The organism is Aestuariimicrobium sp. Y1814 (assembly GCF_050113895.1).
Classification (GTDB): Bacteria; Actinomycetota; Actinomycetes; order Propionibacteriales; family Propionibacteriaceae; genus Aestuariimicrobium.
Genome location: NZ_JBNJRW010000003.1, coordinates 285,229 through 305,018, shown reverse-complemented (window position 1 = coordinate 305,018; position 19,790 = coordinate 285,229). Strand labels below are relative to the sequence as shown.

Genomic DNA, 19,790 nt, shown 5'->3' with positions numbered 1-19,790 from the left:
GGCCCAGTCAGTGGTGTGGCTCCCCCGGCTGGACTCGAACCAGCAACCCTTCGATTAACAGTCGAATGCTCTGCCAATTGAGCTACAGGGGATTGCTCCCGGGCCTTGGCCCGGCGCGAGTCACTACGTTAGCAGACCCCTCACCGAGGACACCAATCGACGCCCGCCCGCGTGTGCCGCGGCGCTATACCTCGTAGTCATAGCGCAGTTGGGCGGCCTTCGCACGGGCCAGGTCGGCGACCCGGGGGTCACTCAGGCGGGCTGCGCCGAGGGTGGAGACCTGCCAGACCAGGCCTTGGTCACCGGCCAGCTTGCGTCGTCCGGAGATCACCACGTGCCCGCCCCCGGGGGCCGGGAAGGACTGCTCGACCACGATCGAGGCGCGCACCCGGTCACGGAAGACATCGGGGATGTTGCCGGGCTCGGTGAGCGTGACGAAGGTGGTGGTGTCATCGGCCAGGGTCCAGCGCAGCTTGCTCGCCTTCTGGTTCCAGCCGCCCCGGGTGATCAGGTGCCAGCCGATGAACTCCCACTCGTCGTGGCCCTCGTCGGGGTCGGGGCGGTGCAGGGCCAGGCATTCGGTGGTGGCCACCAGGGTGAGCCCGTCGCCGTGGCCGACGGCCATCACGGTGCCGGCCTGCGGACGACGCCGCTTCAGCTCGGAGGCGACCTCCTTGGCCAAGGCGGGTTTCGACGAGAACAGTCCCATGGGGTCCATTCTCCCCCATCTGCCCGGTCGCCATGACCCCGGCCGGCCCCGGCCTCAACTCGCCCATGCCAGGTAGGCCTCCCGTGCGCGGCGGGCGGCCCGCTCCTCCACCCGGCGTGCGGTCGACAGGCTGAGCCCGAACTCGCGGGCCACGTCGGCCTGCCGCTGCCCATGGGCGCGGGCCAGCAGCACCCGGCGCTCGAGTTGGGACAGCGGCGCCAGCAGTCCCCGCAGGTACGGTTCGTCGTCGTCCAGGTCCGGGTGGGGGCGGTCGGGCACCTCGGGGGTCGTCCGGGCCTCCCAGGCGCTGCGCTCCCGCATGACGTGGGCGAGGTGGTGCTTGACCCAGTGCCAGGCATGGGTCGACAGCCGCGCCCCGCGGGTCCAGTCGTAGCGCATCAGCGCCCCGGCCAGGGCGACCCAGCCCTCCTGGATCAGGTCGTCGACCAGGTCGGGGTCCCGGCGCCCGTAGCGGGTGGCGAGCACCTTCACCATGCCCACATTGGCCAACCACAGCTCCTGCCAGGCCCGGCGCCCGTCCTCGACGACGACCTCGAGGCCGGGTCTGTGACGTCCGCTGGTGATGAGGTGGCCGGCGTAGACCCCGGCCTCGACCTGCCGGGCGAGGTGGGCCTCCTGCGCGGCGTCCAACAACTGTCCCTGGATGGTTCTCATGGGCCCACCCCACCCCGGTCACCGCCGGGCGCCAAGGGGCTGTGGACGACACGACGGCCGCGTGAACAAACAACACTTTCTCGTCCACAGCCCTTGACGGGCGCCGCGGTGGTGTGGCTGGCGCCGGGGTCGGGGCCCTCAGCCGACCAGGCCGGCGCTGAGCTGCTGCAGGTGTTTGCGGCTGGATTCCAGGGCCAGCAGCTCGCTGAACATGCGCTTGTGCTCGGCCTCCTGGTCGACCGGGTTCGTGCGTTGCAGGCGCGACTTGAGGTTGCTGATGTCACGGGTGACCCCGATCAGCTGCAGCCGGGCCGCGTAGCTGGTGGCGTAGGCCTCGTCGGGGGTGACCGGCAACGGTTCGACCAGCAGCTCGACCACCAGGGCCTGGACCTGCTCGTCGTCGATGCGGTCGAGCAGCTCGTCGGTCCAGCGCTGGCCGCTGTAGGGCTCGCGGGTGATGGCCGCGGCGATCATGCGGTAGGCGGGCTGGGTGAACTGGCCGGGCCCCACGGTGTTCCAGGCGTCGTCGAACAACAGGGGGTGCTGCAGCATCAGCTTGAGGGTGCCCCGTTCCACCTCGAACCCACGGTCATCGGCCCGCGGGATCTCGACGCTGCTGACCAGCGCGGGCGCCTCGTCCGCTGCCGGTTCGGGGCCTGGTTCGCGGCGTACCGGTTCGGGTTGCACCGGACGACGGGCCGCGCGGGAGACCTCGCGGCGCACCTCTTCGAGGTCCATCCCGATCAGGGCCGCCAGTTCGCGGATGTAGCCGTTGACCAGGGAGGTGTCGCGGATGCTGCTGACCAGCGGGGCGGCGGCCCGCGCGGCAGCCAGTCGTCCGTCTGCCCGGTCGAGGTCGAACCCGGCGATGGTGTTGCTCATCACGAAGCGGTACAGCGGCACGCGTCGGGCGACCAGTTCCCGCACGGCGGCCTCACCGTGCTCGAGGCGCAGGTCGCAGGGGTCGAGGCCGTGAGGTTCGACGGCCACGTAGGTCTGGGCGATGAAGTTGCGGTCGCCACCGAAGACCTTCAGGGCGGCCTTCTGCCCCGCGGCGTCACCGTCGAAGGTGAACACGACCTCACCGTTGAGGGCCCCCTGGTTGCCCATCAGGCGCTGTAGCAGGCGGGCGTGGTCGTCGCCGAAGGCCGTGCCGCAGCTGGCGATGGCGGTGTCGACGCCCGACAGGTGGGCGGCCATCACGTCGGTGTAGCCCTCGACCACCACCGCCTGGCCCTTCTTGCCGATGTTCTGGCGGGCCAGGTCGAGCCCGTAGAGCACCTGGGACTTCTTGTAGACCGGGGTCTCGGGTGAGTTGATGTACTTCGCGGGCAAACGGTCGTCCTCGAACAGTCGCCGCCCCCCGAAGCCGAGGGTGGACGACCCGGAGTCGCGGATCGGCCACAGCAGGCGGCCCTGGAAGAAGTCGAGACCGTTCTCGCGCACCAGGCCGGCCTTGACCAGCACCTGGTCGGAGAAGCCCTTCGACTGCAGGTGGCGGCGCAGTTCGCGGCCCCCGCGCGGGGCGTAGCCGACCCCGAAGTGCTCGGCAGCGGTCTTGTCGAAGCCTCGTCCGTCGAGCAGCTGGCGGGCGGGCAGCGCCTCGGGGCTGACCAGTTGGGTGGCGTAGTACTCGGCGGCCGCCGCGTTGGCCTCCAGGATCTGCACGCGCATGCCGGGCGGCAGGCCGGGCCGTGAGCTGCCGTCCTCGATGATGCGCAGCTGGACGCCGGACTTGTCAGCGAGGTACTGGACCGCCTCGGTGAAGGTCAGGTTGTTGTGCTTCTGCAGGAAGGTGATGGCATCGCCGCCCTCACCGCAGCCGAAGCAGTGGTAGAAGCCGCGGGCCGGGGTCACGTGGAAGCTGGGGGTCTTCTCGTCGTGGAAGGGGCACAGGCCCTTCATGGAGCCGCCGCCGGCGTTGCGCAGCATCACGTACTGGCCGATCACTTCGTCGATGCGGGTGCGTTCCCGCACCAGCGCGATGTCCTCGTCGTTGATGCGCCCAGCCATGGGATGAATCGTAGCCACTGTGCGCAATGATGGGCCGGTGAGTGTTGACCCGAGCTGGCAGTTGTTGGCCGCGCTGGTGGCCCTGGTGGTGCTGGCGGTGCTGGTCTCGTGGCGGGCCGGCCTCGGCCAGCAGAAGGGCATCGTCGTGGCCGCGGTGCGGGCGGCGCTGCAGTTGACGCTGGTCTCGGCGATCATCGTGGCCGCCATCGCCCAGGTCTGGTCATCGCTGCTGTTCGTGGGATTGATGTTCGGCATCGGGGTCTACACCACCTGCAAACGCACCGGGGTGAGGGCGGCCTGGCCGTGGGCTGCGCTGGCGATGGCCGTGGGCATCGTGCCGGTGCTGCTGGTCATCTTCGGGTTCCGGGTGGCGCCGTTCGAGGGGGTCTCGATCATCCCGATCGCGGGCATCATCACCGGCAACATGATGAGCGCCCACACCCTCACCGGACGACGCCTGTTCCCGGCGCTGCGCGAGGGCATCGGCACCTACGAGGCGGGCCTGGCGATCGGGTTGGTGCGCTACGACGCGCTGCGGATGGTGACCGGCAGGCAGGCGGCCGAGGCCGTGATCCCCAACATCGACACCACCCGCACCGTCGGCCTGGTGACCCTGCCGGGGGCATTCATCGGCGTCCTGCTGGGCGGCGGGTCACCGCTGCAGGCCGGGGCCGCCCAGTTGCTGGTGCTGGTGGGCATCATGGCCGGCCAGGTGTTCACGGTGGCCACCGCCCACGAACTCATCCTGCGGGCCAAGCTGCTGCCCCCGGACCTGAAGCAGCGCCTACGACCCTGACCCCCGAAATCCGCGTCTGCAGCGCGGGGCTGAGTCTGCACGTCGTACAGACGTGCAAACTCAGGTTCGGGCTGCAGACACGAGTTTGGGGGTGCTGGTTTTCAATCGCGGACGAAGCCCTGGGGCAGGTCGGTGGGTTTCCAGTCCAACAGCCGGACCGCCTGCTCGAAGGCGAACCGGTCGGTCATCCCGCCGACGTAGGTCACCGCTTCGCGCACCGGGTCCTCCCCCAGCCGGTAGTCGGCCGGCATCAGGCCGGGGTGGGCGGCGTAGTGCTCCACCAGGGCCCGCAGCACCGCCACCACCGCCTTCGACTGGGCCAGCGATTCGGGACGGGTGTAGATCCGCTCGTAGTTGAATGCGCGCAGCGCCGCCAGGGCGGCGGCGGTGTCGGGGTCCATGCCGACGCGGCCGGTCTCGACGGTGCAGCCGACCACGGCCCGGATGAAGGCCGACAACTGCGAACGCCGGTCCACCCCCACCACCTCGACGATCTCGGCGGGCACCTCGTCGGCGGTCACGATGCCGGCGTGGATCGCGTCCTCCAGGTCGTGGGCGCAGTAGGCGATCCGGTCGGACCACGAGCAGATCTCGCCCTCGAGCGTCATCGGGGCCGGCCGCGACCAGGAGTGGTTGCGGATCCCGTCCAGGGTTTCGGCGCACAGGTTCAGGCCACTCAGCACCACGTCCGCGCCCCAGGGGCCGTGGTCATAGCCCTCGGGCAGGTAGATGTCGAAGGCGTCCTCCGAGGCATGCCCGCCGGGGCCGTGGCCGCAGTCGTGCCCCAGGGCCATGGCATCGGCCAGCACATCGTTGGCGCCGATCCCCCGGGCGATCGAGGTCGCGACCTGGGCCACCTCGAGGGCGTGGGTGAGCCGGGTGCGTTGGTGGTCGCTGGGGTGGACGACGACCTGGGTCTTGCCGGCCAACCGCCGAAAGGCGGTGGCGTGAACGATGCGGTCGTGGTCGCGTTCGAAGCAGGTGCGCAGTGGGTCGGGTTCCTCCTCGACGGCCCGGTTGCCGGCCCCCACGGCCAGGCTCGCCCCCGGACGAAGCAGCATCGCCTCGGCCTCCTCGCGACGTTCTCGTCCCCAGGCCTGTTGCCCGGGTTCGGCGAAGGCCGCGAACGTGTCGGCGTGGGCTAGCACCTGGCGACCGTCCCCATGACCCCGGTGGGTACGGGCCCAGGCCCTGGCCCGCGGGGGGATCGGCCGGTCGTCGGCCGGCTGTTGTGCTGACACCTGGGCTCCTGTCTGGCGTGGTCCGACCGCGCCAGCCTAGGGCCTCGGACGACCAGGGGTGCGGGGGCCTGCACCGCACCCACGTAGACTTGGCCCCGACGAAAGGCAGCAATGAGCAATCAGAATGACCAGTGGGGCCAGCCGCAGCAGGACTACAGCCAGCAGTCCTACCCCTCGCAGGACTCCTACTCCTCGCCGGGCTCGTACTCCTCGCCGGGTTCCTACCCCTCCCAGGACTACGGGCAGCAGCAGGACTACGGGCAGCAGCAACAGCTGCCCTGGGATGCGCAGCAGACCCAGCCCTGGGATGCGCAGCAGCCCCAGCCCTACGCCGCGGGCGGCTACACCCACCCCTACGCCATGGTTCCCCAGCAGCAGGAGAAGGGCACCGGGCAGATCTCCCTGATCCTCGCCTCGCTGGCGCTGCTGATCTCGCTGGTGATCTCGTACTTCAACGCGCAGGCCTACATCGAGGTCTTCCAGATCGCCGGCACCACCGACATCAACTCCGATTCGCTGCCCCCGGGCGCCGAAGAGGCCGTGACCACGGCCGGCCTGCTGATCATGGCCCAGGGCATCCCGACCGTGATGGGCATCATCGCCCTGATCACGGGCTTCATGTCCATGGGCAAGCAGACCAGGACCGCCGGCATCTGGGGTGTCATCATCGCCTTCGCTGCACCGGTGATCAGCTTCATCGTGTTCATGATGCTGATGATCGGCCCCATCGCGGAAATGGGCTGACCCCGGGCTGACCCCGGGGGGCCTCAGTGGGGCCCTCAGCCCCCGCTGGTCTCCAGCTCGGCCTCCGACAGGTCGATGTCGAGGCCGCTGGTGTCCTCGAGCCAGCCCTGCGGCATGGCCACCTTGCCGCGCGGGCTGCCCTGGCGGCCACGCGGTCGTCCGAGTTCGGTGACCGGGAACGGCGCGTCGTGGTCGAGCTGGGCCAGCAGGCTGTCGAGTTCCTCGAAGCTGGAGATCATCGCCAGTGACTGGCGCAGGTCACCGCCGACCGGGAACCCCTTGAAGTACCAGGCCATGTGCTTGCGCAGGTCGGTCAGGCCGTGCTTCTCACCCATGATCGCGGCCAGCAGCTCACCGTGGCGGCGGACCATCGCGGCCACCTCACCCAGCGTCGGCAGGGCCAGCGTCTCCCTGCCGGCGAAGGCGTCGGCCAGGTCACGGAACAACCACGGACGCCCCAGGCAGCCGCGGCCGACCACGACCCCGGCAGCACCGGTCTGCGCCATCATGGCCGTCGCGTCGGAAGCCTCCCAGATGTCGCCGTTGCCGAGCACCGGGATGTCAACGTGGTCGACCAGCCGGGAAATGTGGTCCCAGGTCGAGTGGCCGGCGTAGGCCTCGGCGACCGTGCGGGCGTGCAGCGCCACCGCAGCGCAGCCGCTGTCCTGGGCGATGCGGCCGGCATCGAGGTAGGTGTGGTGCTCGTCGTCGACACCGACGCGGGTCTTCATCGTGACCGGCACCCCGTAGCGGTCAGCGGTCTCGACGACCGCGGTCAGGATCTCGGCGAGCCGGTCGCGCTTCCACGGCAACACCCCACCGCCACCCTTGCGGGTGACCTTGGGCACCGGGCAGCCGAAGTTGAGGTCAACGTGGTCGACCTCGTACTTCTCGCACAGGATCTCGGTGGCATCGGCCACCATCCGTGCCTCCACCCCGTAGAGCTGCACCGAGCGGATCTTCTCCTTGTCGGAGAAGGCGAGCATGTCGTGGGTGCGGTGGTCCTTGTAGACCAGCGCCCGCGAGGTGATCATTTCGCAGACGTAGAGCCCCGCGCCCTGCTCCAGGCACAGTTCCCGGTAGGCAGCATTGGTCACCCCGGCCATCGGCGCCAGGACCACGGGCGTGTCGATGACCACCGGCTCGGTGCTGCTGGGGGCCTTCAGGGTCAGCGGGGCGTACATGAGTCCTCTCAGGGGTCCTCTCGGGGGGGTGCTCCCCGGGCCCACCCCGGGACGAACAGGTGGGCGGGCCAGCGCTCAACTGTACCCGCCCACCCCGTTCGTCCCGGAATCTTGACCCCGTGGGGGTGCAGGGGTCACCCCCCCCGCGAACAACTCGCGAAAACTCAGCAGCCGACCAGGCGCTGGGCGAGCCAGCCTTCCACCTGGTCGAGGCCGACCCGCTCCTGCTGCATCGAGTCACGCTCGCGGATGGTGACCGCCTGGTCCTCGAGGGTGTCGAAGTCGACGGTGATGCAGTACGGGGTGCCGATCTCGTCCTGGCGGCGGTAACGCTTGCCGATCGCCTGGGAGTCGTCGAAGTCGACGTTCCAGTTGCGGCGCAGCTGCGCGGCCAGGTCGCGGGCCTTGGGTGAGAGGTCCTCGTTGCGCGACAGCGGCAGCACCGCGGCCTTGACCGGCGCCAGGCGGTGGTCCAGGCGCAGCACGGTGCGCTTGTCAACCCCACCCTTGGTGTTGGGGGCCTCGTCCTCGGTGTAGGCCTCGACCAGGAAGGTCATCAGCGAACGCGACAGGCCGGCGGCCGGCTCGATGACGTACGGAACGAACCGCTCGTTGTTGGGCTGGTCGTAGTACGACAGGTCGTTGCCCGAGTGCTCACTGTGGGTCTTCAGGTCGAAGTCGGTGCGGTTGGCGATGCCTTCCAGCTCACCCCACTCCGAGCCGGCGAAGCCGAAGCGGTACTCGATGTCGACGGTCCGCTTGGAGTAGTGCGACAGCTTCTCCTGCGGGTGCTCGTAGTGGCGCAGGTTCTCCCGGGCGATGCCCAGGTTCACGTACCAGTCGGTGCGCTCGTTGATCCAGTACTCGTGCCATTCCTCATCGGTGCCGGGCACGACGAAGAACTCCATCTCCATCTGCTCGAACTCGCGGGTGCGGAAGATGAAGTTGCCCGGCGTGATTTCGTTGCGGAAGCTCTTGCCGGTCTGGGCGATGCCGAACGGTGGCTTCTTGCGGGTGGTCTGGACCACGTTGGCGAAGTTCACGAAGATGCCCTGCGCGGTCTCGGGACGCAGGTAGTGCAGGCCCGACTCGTCCTCGATGACACCCAGGTAGGTCTTGAGCATCATGTTGAACTCGCGCGGCTCGGTCCACTGGCCACGGTTGCCACAGTTCGGGCAGGCGATCTCGCTCAGCGGGATCGAGTCGGGGTCGACGTCGTCGCCCTTCTTGGCAGCCAGCGCCTCCTGCATGTGGTCGACACGGAAACGCTTGTGGCAGCTGGTGCACTCGGTCAGCGGGTCGGTGAACTCACCGACGTGGCCCGAGGCCACCCAGGTCTGGCGCGGCAGGATGATTGAGGAGTCCAGGCCGACGACGTCCTCGCGGCTGGTCACCATCGAACGCCACCACTGCCGCTTGATGTTCTCCTTCAGTTCCACGCCCAGGGGTCCGTAGTCCCAGGCGGCGCGGGTCCCGCCGTAGATCTCACCGGAGGGGAACACGAATCCCCGTCGCTTGCACAGGCTGACAACACTGTCGAGTTTGCTCACAGCGGCCACGATCAACTCCAAGTCCTCATTGGTACGCGACACCCGGCTGGTGTGCGCATCAATGGCTCAGCCTAGCCCGCGTGGCAGGTTGATGCCCACGTGGGCCGGGTCGTCGTAGGCGGAAGCCTCGTCGATGGCCAGGCTCAACATCGGGACGATCACGGTCTTCGACTCGAAGCCGTTCAACGCCCGCCGGTACGAGCCGACCTGGTCCCAGTGGCTGACCAGTGCCCAGAGGTCGGGTTCGTCGAGGTTCTGGACGAGGTCGACCGACTGCACCCCCGGTTTGGTTCGCAGCAGTTCGACCGCGGCCTGGGCCTGGGCCAGGAAACCGGCCCGCTGGTCGGCGGGCACCCGGAATCGGTTGAGCACGATCATGGGAACAGCCCCCTCATGAGAACAGTCCCTGCGCCACGATGCCCCCGGGTTCCCAGCCGCCCGGGACCGCGAAGACCGCCGAACCGATCGCGGTCGTCCACTCGTTGAGGGCGTCGGCCTGGTCGAGGCGCTGCTGGACGGGGGTGAACACCTCGGGGATGGAGTGCTGGAAGGCCAGGAAGACCAAGCCGGCGCTGGTCACCGCCACCCCGTCGGCGTACTCGTGGTGGGTGTAGTTCATCGAGCGGCGAAACATCGTCCTGCCCCGGTTCTGGCTGGGGTGCGCGAGCCGGGCATGGGCGTCCAGGGCGATCACCGGTTGGCCGTCGTCGGTGGTGGCCGACAGGTCGAGGTCGTCGGACTCGACCCCGCCGCTCAACGGTGCCCCGTCGGCCAGGGTGCGCCCCATCACCGCCTGCTGGCGGTCGCGGACGAGTTCGTCCCAGGTGGTCAGGTTCATCTCGATGCGCCGCACCACCAGGGTGGTGCCGCCGGCGAACCAGGGCTGCGACCCGTCGGCCCAGATCACCTCGGCAGCACCGGCGACCGTGTTGCCGGTGCCGTCGACCTGGCCGAACAGGTTGCGGCCGGTGATCGGGGTGCCCTCGGCGTCGACGCCGCGCCAGGAGGCGGGTTGGGTCCAGCGCACGGTGGTGAAGGTGCGGGCGTCGCGGGTCAGGATGCGCACGGCATAGGCGACCGTGGTCGCGTCGTCGGCCGAGACCATCAGCAGCAGGTCTCCCCCGCTCCAGCGCGGCTGCAGCTGGTCGTGGGCCATGGGCGGCACCTCGGCGAGCCCGTCGGGCACCAGGCCGGCCAGCCCCGGGATGCGGAAGACACCCGGACCCAACCCGACGGTGACGGTCAACGAAACATTGGCCTGGGCGAGGTCGGGCAGCGGGTCGCCGGGCACGGGACGACCGGCCATCAGGGCCTCAATGTCGTGGCTGAGGATGGTCAGCAGTCGTCGCAGCGCGTCGGGGGTGGTGCCCGGGTTCAGGTCGAGCGCGACCAGGGTGGTGGCAGCGGGGACGGGGGTGATGATGCCGCTCTGGTGGGTTTCGTGGGGGCTGTAGCTGCGCCCACGCGGGTCACCGCCGTCGGGGGTCTTCGCCGAGGCCTGGCCCTGGTTGCCGCCGCGGGCCGCCACGGCCCCGAGCGCGACCGCACCCGCGGCACCGGCGCCGGCCAGCCCGAAGAAGCCGCGTCGTCCGAGCCCGGGGTAGCCCTGCTCAGTCATGGTCGGTCAGGGTGTCGCCATCGGCGTGTGGTAGTGGTCTTCTTCCTCGGTGAACTCCTTGACCATGGCCGTGATCGTCTCGACCTGGCCGTTGTCGAAGGTGAGCACCAGCTCGACCTCGTCACCGATGGGCAGTTCGCGGGTCAGCCCCATCAACATGATGTGGTAGCCGCCCGAGACCAGGTGGCGGTGCGACCCGGCCTCGATGACGATCCCGTCCTCGGCCTTCTCCATGACCTTCTTCCCCTCGACCTCGGTCATCCGGTGCAGTTCGACCATGGTGGCGAAGTCGGCACTGGCGCTGACCAGCGTCACGTCCTGGTCGCCGGGGTTGGTGAGGTCCATGAAGGCCGCACTCATGCTGGTGTCGGTGGCCCCGTCGGTGGTGCGCACCCAGGGCTGGGCGATGAGCACCTTGGGCTGGTCACCGTCAGCGGGAGCGGCGTCGCTGCCGCACGCCGCCAGTGCCACGGCGGCCGCAGACAGCGCAGCGGTGGACAGGAATCGACGTCGGAGCATGCCCGGAGCCTATCGCCTACCATGGAGGCACCATGACCACGCCCATACGCCAGACCCGCCAGCGATCGGCCATCCGCGCCCTGTTCACCGGCAGCGACGAGTTCCGCACCGCCCAGCAGGTGCACTCCGAGTTGGCCGCCGCCGGCGACAAGGTCGGCCTGGCCACGGTCTACCGCACCCTGCAGACCATGGCCGATGCCGAGGAACTCGACGCTGTGCGTTCCCCCGAGGGTGAGATGACCTACCGGGCCTGCTCCTCGGGCAGTCACCACCACCACCTGATCTGCCGCAACTGCGGCAAGGCCGTCGAGATCGAGGCCACCGCGGTCGAGGCGTGGGCCGCGCAGGTCGCCGCCCAGCACGGCTTCCGCGACGCGGGCCACGAACTGGAGATGTTCGGCCTGTGCCAGGACTGCTGACTCAGTCCCCCCGCTGTCAGTCCCCCGACTCGCCCGATTCGTCGGGGGTGGCCGGGCCACTCCAGCTGCGTTCCAGGTAGCCCATCGTCCGCAGCCCGTGGTCGAGGTGCCACTGGGTGTAGGCCGCCACCAGCCCGACCGCCTCCTTCTGGGTGCGCTCGTCGGCGGCGGCGACCGCCGGCCAGTCACCGGTCAGCAGCGCCACCAGCAGGTCGCGGGTGGGCAGCGACACCCGCCCGGCGCCGGGTGGGCGGTGCAGTCGGCAGACCAGCCCACCGGCCATCGGTGAGAACCACATCAGCAGGTCCCCGCCGGTGCTCGCCTCGGGCAGCGCGACCTCGCAGCGGGCGCAGGAGTCCAGCACCGGCGCGTAGCCGGCGATCGCCTGGGCCCGCAGCAGGTAGGAGTGCAGCACCATGGTCGGGGTGCGCCCACCGTCCGGGTCACCGGCCAGGGTGCGCACGGCACCGGCCAGCAGCAGGTACTGCTGCAATGCCGGCTCCTTCTCGACCGGCACCAGCTTGTCGGCGGTCTCCAGCAGCACCTGGCCGGCGGTGAACAGTTCGTAGTCGCCCGACAGCGGTGCGGCCCACGCGTGCAGTTGCACCGCCTGGGTGATGATGTCGAGGCTGCGGCCCTCGGCGAACTGCAGGTCGACGTGGCTGAACGGTTCGAGCCGACCCCCGAACTTGGACGAGGTCCGCCGCACCCCCCGGGCCACCGCCCGGACCTTGCCGTGGACCCTGGTGAACACCGTGATGATGCGGTCGGCCTCACCCAGCTTGTGGGTGCGCAGGACGATCCCCTCGTCACGGTAGGTGGGCATGGGCACAGTCTCCCACCGTCACGCGGACGAGCCCGGCATCGTGGGTTTTTGCGTTCACTTGTTGACTACAACAGGGTCGCCGTTCAGGATTGCTGTCATGGCGCGGCCCAGTCAGTCCCCCCGAGGACACCGCAACCCCGGGTCGCAGCCTGCCCTCAGGCGCCAGAACACGCTGCGGGTCATCGAGGTGCTGGCCCAGGGTGGGCCCACCACGCAGGCCAAACTCGCCCGCGCGACCGGGCTGAGCACCGGCACGATCTCGAACATCGTCAAGGACCTGCATTCCGAGCAGCGGATCAGCACCCGCGCGGTGGTCGACTCCGGCCGCCGGGCGATCGAGATCTCACTCAACGACGACCGGATCAGCATCGGCCTCGACATCGACGCCACCCGGATGCGCATCGTGGCCACCAACATCGACCACGACCTGGTCGGTGAGGTGGTCTCCCCCCTGCCCTACGGGCACGACCCGACCAGCACCCTGCGGACGGCCCGGCGCGAGGTCGACGCCCTGCTGTCGGCCCACGGGCTCGCCTTCCCTGACGTGGTCGCCGCCGGCGTCAGCCTGCCGATCATCCTCGACCAGGACCGACGCCCCCTGATCGACGACCCCCGCTTCCCCAGTTGGCACGACCAGGACCTGGCCGGCATCGCCGAGGCGGTCTTCCCCTTCCCGATCATCTTCGAGAACGACGCCAACGTGCAGGCGCTGGCCCACGTGACCTGGGGCCCATACTCGCTCAACAGCGTGCTGGCCGCCGTCAAGGTCGACTCCGGCATCGGCGCCGGGTTGATCGTCAACGGCAAGATCCTGCGGGGCGCCTTCGGCGGCTCGGGAGAACTCGGCCACCTCAACATCAGCCCGCTGGGTGAACGCTGCCACTGCGGCAACCGCGGCTGCCTGCAGACCGTCGCCTCGGTCGACAAGGTGCTGTCCGACGTGCGGCGCGCCCGGCACCTGCACCAGGTGCCCACCGTCGCTGACATCGTCGACCTGACCCGGCGCCGCGACCCGGCCACCATCCGGGTGCTGGACGAGGCCGGCCAGGCCATCGGCCTGGCCCTTGCCAGCCTGGTCACCCTGGTCAACCCGCACGCGGTGGTGATCTCCGGACCGCTGGCCCCGGTCGGGGCTCCCCTGCTCGACCCGATCAGTCGCGCGGTCTCGCGCCACGCCCACCCGGCCATCGGGCCGCGGACGGTCATCTCGATGTCCCAGCTGGGTGAGCGGGCCGAGGCCCTGGGTGCCTCCGCACTGGCGGCCCACGGCGCCACCGTCCCGATCTGACCTGCCCAAGGTCACGATTGCGACACGGCGACACGATCCTTGTGTTCAAGTGTTGACGACAAGGCTTCGGCTTCCTAACGTGTACCCCGAGGCTGCGCCCCAGCCGACGACGAAGTCACAGGAGGCGATTGATGACCGACCCACATGTCATCTTGTCGATGCGCCACATCACCAAGACCTTCCCGGGCGTGAAGGCACTCGATGACGTGAACCTGACCGTGCGCCGCGGCGAGATCCACGCCATCTGCGGTGAGAACGGGGCCGGCAAGTCGACCCTGATGAAGGTGCTCTCCGGGGTCTACCCCCACGGCAGCTACGAGGGTGAGATCGAGTTCGACGGCCGGGTCGGTGAGTTCCAGGACATCCGGCAGTCCGAGGCGGCCGGCATCGTGATCATCCATCAGGAACTCGCGCTCGTCCCCGAACTGTCGATCACCGAGAACATCTTCCTGGGCAACGAGGTGACCCGGCGCGGGGCCATCGACTGGAACCTGGCCACCCACCGCGCCACCGAACTGCTCGCCCGGGTCGGGCTGGCCGAGAACCCGGCCACCCCCATCAAGAACCTCGGTGTCGGCAAGCAGCAACTCGTCGAGATCGCCAAGGCCGCCAGCAAGAACGTGAAGCTGCTGATCCTGGACGAGCCGACCGCCGCGCTGAACGAGACCGACTCGGCCCACCTGCTCGACCTGCTGCGCGGGCTGCGCTCGCGCGGCACCACGTGCATCATGATCAGCCACAAGCTCAACGAGATCACCGAGATCGCCGACACCATCACCATCATCCGCGACGGCCGCACCGTCGAGACCCTCGAGGTCACCGCCGACATCGACGAGGACCGGGTGATCCGCGGCATGGTCGGGCGGCCGCTGTCGTCCCGGTTCCCCGACTACACCCCCAACATCGGTGAGACCTTCTTCGAGGTGCGTGACTGGACTGTGGCCCACCCGCAGAACCCGGACCGGCTGGTCTGCAAGGGCTCCAGCTTCCACGTCGGACGAGGCGAGATCGTGGGTTTCGCCGGGCTGATGGGCGCCGGGCGCACGGAGCTGGCCCGATCCCTGTTCGGCCACAGCTACGGAGCCTTCCGCTCGGGCACCGTGCTGATGAACGGCAAGCCCATCAACGTCTCGAACGTCTCGGCGGCCATCAAGAACGGGCTGGCCTATGTCACCGAGGACCGCAAGGTGCTCGGCTTCAATGCCCTGGACACCATCGAACAGACCACGGTCGCTGCCGGGCTCGACCGGATCAGCAACCGCTTCGGGGTGATCGACGAGAACGCCCAGTTCAACGCCGCCGAGGACTATCGCCGCCAGCTGCGCACCAAGACGCCCAGCGTGAAGGCCCTGATCAACAAGCTTTCCGGCGGCAACCAGCAGAAGGTCGTGCTGTCGAAGTGGCTGTTCACCCAGCCCGACCTGCTGATCCTCGACGAGCCCACCCGCGGCATCGACGTCGGCGCCAAGTTCGAGATCTACGGCATCATCCAGCAGCTGGCCAGCTCGGGCAAGGGCGTGGTGGTGATCAGCTCGGAGCTGCCCGAACTGCTGGGTCTGTGCGACCGGATCTACACCATCGCCGAGGGCGCCATTACCGGCTGCCTGGCGCGCGGCGAGGCCGACCAGGAATCACTGATGCGCCTGATGACCATCGGCACCACCAAGACCTCGGAGAACATCGACCCCGAGGAACTCCTCGAACAACCCGTTGACAGGAACGAAGAATGAAATACCTCAAGGAGATCTTCAAGGGCGATGTCCGCCAGTTCGGCATGCTCTTCGCCCTGCTGGCCCTGATCGTGTTCTTCCAGTGGCAGACCGGTGGCTACGTGCTCACCTCGACGAACCTGATGAACCTGCTCAACGGCAACTCCTACATCCTGGTGCTGGCCATCGGCATGGTGCTGGTCATCATCGCCGGCCACATCGACCTGTCAGTGGGCTCGGTCGCGGCGGTGGTGGGCATCGCGGTGGCCCTGATGATGCGCGACTGGAACGTGCCGTGGTGGCTGGCGATCGTGCTGGGCCTGCTGCTGGGCGCGGTGATCGGCGCCTGGCAGGGCTTCTGGGTGGCCTATGTCGGCATCCCGGCGTTCATCGTGACCCTGGCCGGCATGATGCTGTTCCGCGGCATGAACCAGTGGATCGGTGAGTCGAACACCATCCCGGTACCGGCCGCGTTCCAGAAGATCGGCGCCGGCTACCTGCCCGAGGTCGGGCCCGACACCGGCTACAACAACCTGACCCTGCTGCTCGGCGTGATCACCTGCGCAGTGCTCGTCTGGATGACCTTCCGACGCCGCGCCACCCAGGCCCGCCTCGGCGCCGAGGTCGCCCCGCTGTGGGCAGACCTGGTGCGACTGGGCCTGATCCTGGCGGTGCTGGTCTACCTCACCCTGCAGTTCGCCAGCGGACGACGCGGCACCTCCTTCCCCATCTCGGGGCTGATCCTGGTCGCCCTGGTCATCGTCTACAGCTTCGTGTCCCAGCGCACCATCACCGGTCGCCACGTGTATGCGGTCGGCGGCAACAAGCACGCCGCCGAACTGTCCGGCGTGAAGACCAAGCGGGTCAACTTCCTGGTCATGATGAACATGTCCATCCTGGCCGCGCTGGCCGGCATGATCTTCGTCGCCCGCTCCACCGCGTCCGGCCCCTTCGACGGCGTCGGCTGGGAGCTGGACGCGATCGCCGCCGTCTTCATCGGTGGCGCCGCAGTCTCCGGCGGCGTGGGCACCGTCACCGGGTCGATGATCGGTGGCCTGGTGATGGCGGTGCTCAACAACGGCCTGCAACTGATGGGCATCGGCGCCGACGCCACCCAGATGATCAAGGGCCTGGTGCTGCTGATCGCAGTCGCCTTCGACGTCTACAACAAGTCCCAGGGCAAGCCATCCATCCTCGGCTTGATCACCCGGAATTTCGGCAGCAGGAAACCCCCGGCGACCGCCGCAGCCGAATCGCAGTAACACCTCCACGACGGCCAACGACGGCCCTCACCAGGAAGAAGGAACCATGAAGAAGTTCACCAAGGCGCTCGTCGCCCTGGCCGCAGCGGGCGCACTGATGCTGTCCGGTTGCGGTACCGAACGCGAAGGCGACACCGGCTCCAACGGCGACGGCGGCGGCTTCGAGAAGGGCGCCCTGATCGGCGTCGCCCTGCCCCAGAAGACCTCCGAGAACTGGGTGCTCGCCGAGCAGCTGTTCAACGACGGCCTGAAGGATGCCGGCTACGAGGCCGACGTCCAGTTCGCCAACGGCGGTGTCGCCGAGCAGCAGAACCAGATCCAGGCCATGGTCACCAAGGGGGCCAAGGTCATCATCGTCGGCGCCATCGACGGTTCCCAGCTGGGCACCCAGCTGCAGGCCGCCAAGGATGCCGGTGCCACCGTCATCGCCTACGACCGCCTGGTCAAGAACACCCCGGCCGTCGACTACTACGTCGCCTTCGACAACTTCAAGGTCGGCGAGCTGCAGGGCACCGCACTGCTCGAGGGCCTCAAGGCCCGCAAGGGCGGCGATGGCCCGTGGAACATCGAACTGATCGCCGGCTCCCCCGACGATGCCAACAGCCAGGTGTTCTTCGACGGTGCCATGAGCGTGCTGCAGCCCGAGATCGACAAGGGCACCCTGGTCGTGAAGTCGGGCCAGACCACCTTCCAGCAGGTCTCCACCCAGGGCTGGAAGGCCGAGAACGCCCAGAAGCGCATGGACACCATCATGAGCTCGACCTACTCCGGTGACACCGAGCTGCACGGCATCCTGTCGCCCAACGACACCCTGGCCCGCGCTGCCATGACCTCGGTCAAGGCCGCCGGCAAGGACCTGCCGGTGGTCACCGGCCAGGACTCCGAGGTGGAGTCGGTGAAGTCGATCATGGCCGGCGAGCAGTACTCGACCATCTACAAGGACACCACCGCCCTGGTCGAGCACTCCATCACCATGGTGAACAACCTGCAGGAGGGCAAGACCCCCGAGATCAACGACGACGAGTCCTACGACAACGAGGTGAAGGTCGTCCCGGCCTACCTCCTCGAGCCCAAGATCGTCACCAAGGAGACCGCGGCGGAGATCTACAAGGATGACAAGACCCTCGGCCCGCTGACCAAGGGCTGAGCCTTCCCACCACAACCTTCCCACCACACCGCTGCTGGCGGTGACCCACCGGGGTCACCGCCAGCAGTTGTTCGTCCGGCACCGATACTCTGGGGCGGACGGACAACCACCCGGGAGGTGCCATGGCAGGGTTCGGCGCTCGGCTGCGCCGCACGATCGTGCTGCTGCTGGCGACCCTGCTGGCGACCACGTCACTGGCCGGCTGTTCGGAGACCAAGGTCACCAGCGCCGAACTGTCCCTGCCGGTCATCGACGGCAGCGTGCTCGCCCTGCTCGACCCGGGCGCCGAGCGCCCGCCGGGCACCACCAGCCTGGCCGGAGCCCTGGCCGCCGCGCTGCCCGCCGCCGAGGTGGTCGAGACCCCCACCCACGACGAGCAGGACGCCCGGGTACGTGCGGCCGCCGACGCCGGGGTGGCGATCCTGCTGGTGCAGGCGATCGACGCCGAGCGCATCGGCAGCGCACTGTCCGCCGCTGCGAAGACCGACATGCTGGTGGTCGCGGTCGGCGTCATCCCCCACGACTTCGGCAGCATCGACCTGTTCATCGGCTGGGACGAGTTCAGCGCCGGTGAGCAGGAGGTCGCGGCCTTCGCCCGGGCCGTGGGCATCGAGGAGGGCCGGACGAAGTACCTGGAGCTGCTGGCCGGCGACGAATCCGACCTCGGCGCCCGGGCCCGTTTCCACGGTGCCCTGTTCGCACTGAAGGCGTTCACTGAACAGGGCACCCTCAGCGTGAAGTCTGGCCGGACCTCCTTCGAGACCGCTGCGGTGGACCCCGGCGACGTGGCCGCGGCCCGCAAGGCGCTCGGCACCACCTATGCGGTCACCTACCCGCGCCACGAACTGCAGGGGGTCATCATCCCCACTGACGACCTGGCCCCGATGGTGCGCGAACTGGCCGACGAGCATGATCAGCCGGCCCCGCTGCTGATGTCGTCCGGGGCCAGCGCCGCGGGCATCACCGAGCTGATGGCCGGGACCCTGCTGACCACCATGTACCGCGACCCGGCCACCCTCGCCGGGCGCATCGCCGACGCGGTGACCACCCTGCAGGCCGGCGACCCGGTCACGGTGAACCCGCAGGGGTCGCGTCGCAACCGGCTCAAGCGCAAGCCCGCGCTGCTGGTCCCACCGGTCCTGGTGAGCGCGGACAATGCCGCCGCGGTGCTCGCCGACAACCCCGAACTCGCCCCACTGACCAAGGCCTGAGCAGATGAGCACGACCAACCCCGTCCCCCCGCCGCCCCACCCCAGTGGCGCACGCCCACCAGGCATCCCGCCAGAGCAGCTGCCCCAGCATGTCGCGATCGTGATGGACGGCAACGGCCGGTGGGCCAAGGCGCGCGGCCTCAAGCGCACCGACGGCCATGCCCGCGGTGAGGACGCGCTGTTCGACGTGGTCTCCGGTGCGATCGAGCTGGGCATCCGGCACGTGTCGGCCTACGCCTTCTCGACCGAGAACTGGAAGCGTTCCCCCGACGAGGTGCGCTGGCTGATGGGCTTCAACCGTGATGTGATCCATCGTCGCCGCGACCAGATGGAGGCCATGGGCGTGCGGGTGCGCTGGGCCGGGCGCCGGCCGAGGCTGTGGCGCAGCGTCATCCGCGAGCTGGAGGAGGCCGAGGAGCAGACCAAGGACAACACTGTGGTCACCCTGCAGTTCTGCGTGAACTACGGCGGGCGCGCCGAGATCGTCGATGCGGCGCGCGAGCTCGCCCAACTGGCGGCCGAGGGCAGGATCGACCCGAGCCGGATCACCGAGCAGAGCTTCGAGCGCCACCTGTACAACCCCGACGTGCCGGCCGTCGACCTGTTCCTGCGCTCCTCGGGTGAGCAGCGCACCTCGAACTTCCTGCTGTGGCAGTCGGCCTATGCCGAGATGGTCTTCCTGGACACGCTGTGGCCCGACTTCGACCGGCGTGACCTGTGGCGGGCGGTGCAGTTGTACGTCGACCGCGACCGTCGCTTCGGCGGTGCGGTCCCCAACGAGGTCACCCCCGGCGCCTGAGCCATTTTCCGCACTGTGTGCCCCACCTGTGCGTCCCTGCCTCACTTGCACGCGGCGCAAGACGTCGAACTGAGGCAAGG

The 19,790-nt window shown here is 68.9% G+C and carries 19 protein-coding genes and 1 tRNA gene; 9 read left to right on the top strand and 11 right to left on the bottom strand.

The window, feature by feature from the left end; all coding sequences use genetic code 11:
• Positions 1 to 16: 16 nt before the first annotated feature.
• The 4 genes from ACQE3C_RS05615 to dnaG form a co-directional block, all read right to left on the bottom strand.
• A tRNA-Asn gene (locus tag ACQE3C_RS05615) sits at positions 17 to 92 on the bottom strand.
• 92 nt (positions 93 to 184) lie between these two features.
• Positions 185 to 709, bottom strand: coding sequence for a hypothetical protein (locus ACQE3C_RS05610; RefSeq protein ID WP_434538190.1), 525 nt, complete (start codon positions 707 to 709; stop codon positions 185 to 187).
• A gap of 54 nt (positions 710 to 763) precedes the next feature.
• On the bottom strand, positions 764 to 1,384 hold the full coding sequence (locus ACQE3C_RS05605; protein WP_434538189.1) for a sigma-70 family RNA polymerase sigma factor: 621 nt from the start codon (positions 1,382 to 1,384) through the stop codon (positions 764 to 766).
• Positions 1,385 to 1,522: 138 nt separating this feature from the next.
• Positions 1,523 to 3,397, bottom strand: a complete 1,875-nt coding sequence (gene dnaG / locus ACQE3C_RS05600; protein WP_434538188.1) for a DNA primase — start codon at positions 3,395 to 3,397, stop codon at positions 1,523 to 1,525.
• A gap of 37 nt (positions 3,398 to 3,434) precedes the next feature.
• Here dnaG and ACQE3C_RS05595 point away from each other — a divergent pair, with 37 nt between their 5' ends.
• Complete coding sequence (locus tag ACQE3C_RS05595) at positions 3,435 to 4,193, top strand: ABC transporter permease (protein WP_434538187.1); 759 nt, start codon at positions 3,435 to 3,437, stop codon at positions 4,191 to 4,193.
• 101 nt (positions 4,194 to 4,294) lie between these two features.
• Here ACQE3C_RS05595 and ACQE3C_RS05590 read toward each other — a convergent pair whose 3' ends face one another.
• On the bottom strand, positions 4,295 to 5,341 hold the full coding sequence (locus ACQE3C_RS05590; protein ID WP_434538241.1) for an HD domain-containing protein: 1,047 nt from the start codon (positions 5,339 to 5,341) through the stop codon (positions 4,295 to 4,297).
• A gap of 204 nt (positions 5,342 to 5,545) precedes the next feature.
• Here ACQE3C_RS05590 and ACQE3C_RS05585 point away from each other — a divergent pair, with 204 nt between their 5' ends.
• Entirely contained in the window at positions 5,546 to 6,178 is a 633-nt protein-coding gene (locus tag ACQE3C_RS05585) for a hypothetical protein (protein WP_434538186.1), read from the top strand.
• A 35-nt stretch (positions 6,179 to 6,213) separates the two neighbouring features.
• On the opposite strand, the gene dusB is transcribed toward ACQE3C_RS05585, so the two are convergent.
• From dusB to ACQE3C_RS05560, 5 genes are all read right to left on the bottom strand, one after another.
• Positions 6,214 to 7,362 (bottom strand): tRNA dihydrouridine synthase DusB, encoded by a 1,149-nt coding sequence (gene dusB / locus ACQE3C_RS05580; protein WP_434538185.1) that lies wholly within the window; start codon positions 7,360 to 7,362, stop codon positions 6,214 to 6,216.
• Positions 7,363 to 7,526: 164 nt separating this feature from the next.
• Positions 7,527 to 8,921 carry a glycine--tRNA ligase gene (locus ACQE3C_RS05575; protein ID WP_434538184.1) on the bottom strand — a complete coding sequence of 465 codons (1,395 nt, stop codon included), beginning with the start codon at positions 8,919 to 8,921 and terminating at the stop codon, positions 7,527 to 7,529.
• A gap of 57 nt (positions 8,922 to 8,978) precedes the next feature.
• Positions 8,979 to 9,290 (bottom strand): antibiotic biosynthesis monooxygenase family protein, encoded by a 312-nt coding sequence (locus tag ACQE3C_RS05570; RefSeq protein WP_434538183.1) that lies wholly within the window; start codon positions 9,288 to 9,290, stop codon positions 8,979 to 8,981.
• Between the two features lie 13 nt (positions 9,291 to 9,303).
• Complete coding sequence (locus ACQE3C_RS05565; protein WP_434538182.1) at positions 9,304 to 10,530, bottom strand: Dyp-type peroxidase; 1,227 nt, start codon at positions 10,528 to 10,530, stop codon at positions 9,304 to 9,306.
• Positions 10,531 to 10,536: 6 nt separating this feature from the next.
• Positions 10,537 to 11,049: a copper chaperone PCu(A)C gene (locus ACQE3C_RS05560; RefSeq protein ID WP_434538181.1), complete on the bottom strand. Its 513-nt coding sequence runs from the start codon at positions 11,047 to 11,049 to the stop codon at positions 10,537 to 10,539.
• 32 nt (positions 11,050 to 11,081) lie between these two features.
• Between ACQE3C_RS05560 and ACQE3C_RS05555 the strand changes: the two genes are divergently transcribed.
• Positions 11,082 to 11,468: a Fur family transcriptional regulator gene (locus ACQE3C_RS05555; RefSeq protein ID WP_434538180.1), complete on the top strand. Its 387-nt coding sequence runs from the start codon at positions 11,082 to 11,084 to the stop codon at positions 11,466 to 11,468.
• Positions 11,469 to 11,484: 16 nt separating this feature from the next.
• On the opposite strand, the gene recO is transcribed toward ACQE3C_RS05555, so the two are convergent.
• Positions 11,485 to 12,294, bottom strand: coding sequence for a DNA repair protein RecO (gene recO, locus ACQE3C_RS05550; RefSeq protein ID WP_434538179.1), 810 nt, complete (start codon positions 12,292 to 12,294; stop codon positions 11,485 to 11,487).
• A 97-nt stretch (positions 12,295 to 12,391) separates the two neighbouring features.
• Here recO and ACQE3C_RS05545 point away from each other — a divergent pair, with 97 nt between their 5' ends.
• The 6 genes from ACQE3C_RS05545 to ACQE3C_RS05520 all read left to right on the top strand — a co-directional run bounded on the left by ACQE3C_RS05545 (position 12,392) and on the right by ACQE3C_RS05520 (position 19,710).
• On the top strand, positions 12,392 to 13,582 hold the full coding sequence (locus tag ACQE3C_RS05545; protein ID WP_434538178.1) for an ROK family transcriptional regulator: 1,191 nt from the start codon (positions 12,392 to 12,394) through the stop codon (positions 13,580 to 13,582).
• A 131-nt stretch (positions 13,583 to 13,713) separates the two neighbouring features.
• Entirely contained in the window at positions 13,714 to 15,312 is a 1,599-nt protein-coding gene (gene mmsA, locus ACQE3C_RS05540) for a multiple monosaccharide ABC transporter ATP-binding protein (RefSeq protein WP_434538177.1), read from the top strand.
• Positions 15,309 to 16,553, top strand: coding sequence for a multiple monosaccharide ABC transporter permease (mmsB, locus tag ACQE3C_RS05535; RefSeq protein ID WP_434538176.1), 1,245 nt, complete (start codon positions 15,309 to 15,311; stop codon positions 16,551 to 16,553). The genes mmsA and mmsB overlap by 4 nt, the downstream gene beginning before the upstream one ends.
• Positions 16,554 to 16,599: 46 nt before the next feature.
• Positions 16,600 to 17,700, top strand: a complete 1,101-nt coding sequence (locus tag ACQE3C_RS05530; protein WP_434538175.1) for a substrate-binding domain-containing protein — start codon at positions 16,600 to 16,602, stop codon at positions 17,698 to 17,700.
• Positions 17,701 to 17,822: 122 nt separating this feature from the next.
• Positions 17,823 to 18,911: a substrate-binding domain-containing protein gene (locus tag ACQE3C_RS05525; RefSeq protein WP_434538174.1), complete on the top strand. Its 1,089-nt coding sequence runs from the start codon at positions 17,823 to 17,825 to the stop codon at positions 18,909 to 18,911.
• 4 nt (positions 18,912 to 18,915) lie between these two features.
• On the top strand, positions 18,916 to 19,710 hold the full coding sequence (locus tag ACQE3C_RS05520; protein ID WP_434538173.1) for an isoprenyl transferase: 795 nt from the start codon (positions 18,916 to 18,918) through the stop codon (positions 19,708 to 19,710).
• Positions 19,711 to 19,790: the final 80 nt, after the last annotated feature.

Coding starts and splice junctions, on each gene's coding strand:
- ACQE3C_RS05610 (WP_434538190.1), bottom strand. CDS start 709: ATGGGACTGTTCTCGTCGAAACCCGCCTTGGCCAAGGAGGTCGCCTCC.
- ACQE3C_RS05605 (WP_434538189.1), bottom strand. CDS start 1,384: ATGAGAACCATCCAGGGACAGTTGTTGGACGCCGCGCAGGAGGCCCAC.
- dnaG (WP_434538188.1), bottom strand. CDS start 3,397: ATGGCTGGGCGCATCAACGACGAGGACATCGCGCTGGTGCGGGAACGC.
- ACQE3C_RS05585 (WP_434538186.1), top strand. CDS start 5,546: ATGAGCAATCAGAATGACCAGTGGGGCCAGCCGCAGCAGGACTACAGC.
- dusB (WP_434538185.1), bottom strand. CDS start 7,362: ATGTACGCCCCGCTGACCCTGAAGGCCCCCAGCAGCACCGAGCCGGTG.
- ACQE3C_RS05570 (WP_434538183.1), bottom strand. CDS start 9,290: ATGATCGTGCTCAACCGATTCCGGGTGCCCGCCGACCAGCGGGCCGGT.
- ACQE3C_RS05565 (WP_434538182.1), bottom strand. CDS start 10,530: ATGACTGAGCAGGGCTACCCCGGGCTCGGACGACGCGGCTTCTTCGGG.
- ACQE3C_RS05560 (WP_434538181.1), bottom strand. CDS start 11,049: ATGCTCCGACGTCGATTCCTGTCCACCGCTGCGCTGTCTGCGGCCGCC.
- ACQE3C_RS05555 (WP_434538180.1), top strand. CDS start 11,082: ATGACCACGCCCATACGCCAGACCCGCCAGCGATCGGCCATCCGCGCC.
- recO (WP_434538179.1), bottom strand. CDS start 12,294: ATGCCCACCTACCGTGACGAGGGGATCGTCCTGCGCACCCACAAGCTG.
- ACQE3C_RS05545 (WP_434538178.1), top strand. CDS start 12,392: ATGGCGCGGCCCAGTCAGTCCCCCCGAGGACACCGCAACCCCGGGTCG.
- mmsA (WP_434538177.1), top strand. CDS start 13,714: ATGACCGACCCACATGTCATCTTGTCGATGCGCCACATCACCAAGACC.
- mmsB (WP_434538176.1), top strand. CDS start 15,309: ATGAAATACCTCAAGGAGATCTTCAAGGGCGATGTCCGCCAGTTCGGC.
- ACQE3C_RS05530 (WP_434538175.1), top strand. CDS start 16,600: ATGAAGAAGTTCACCAAGGCGCTCGTCGCCCTGGCCGCAGCGGGCGCA.
- ACQE3C_RS05525 (WP_434538174.1), top strand. CDS start 17,823: ATGGCAGGGTTCGGCGCTCGGCTGCGCCGCACGATCGTGCTGCTGCTG.
- ACQE3C_RS05520 (WP_434538173.1), top strand. CDS start 18,916: ATGAGCACGACCAACCCCGTCCCCCCGCCGCCCCACCCCAGTGGCGCA.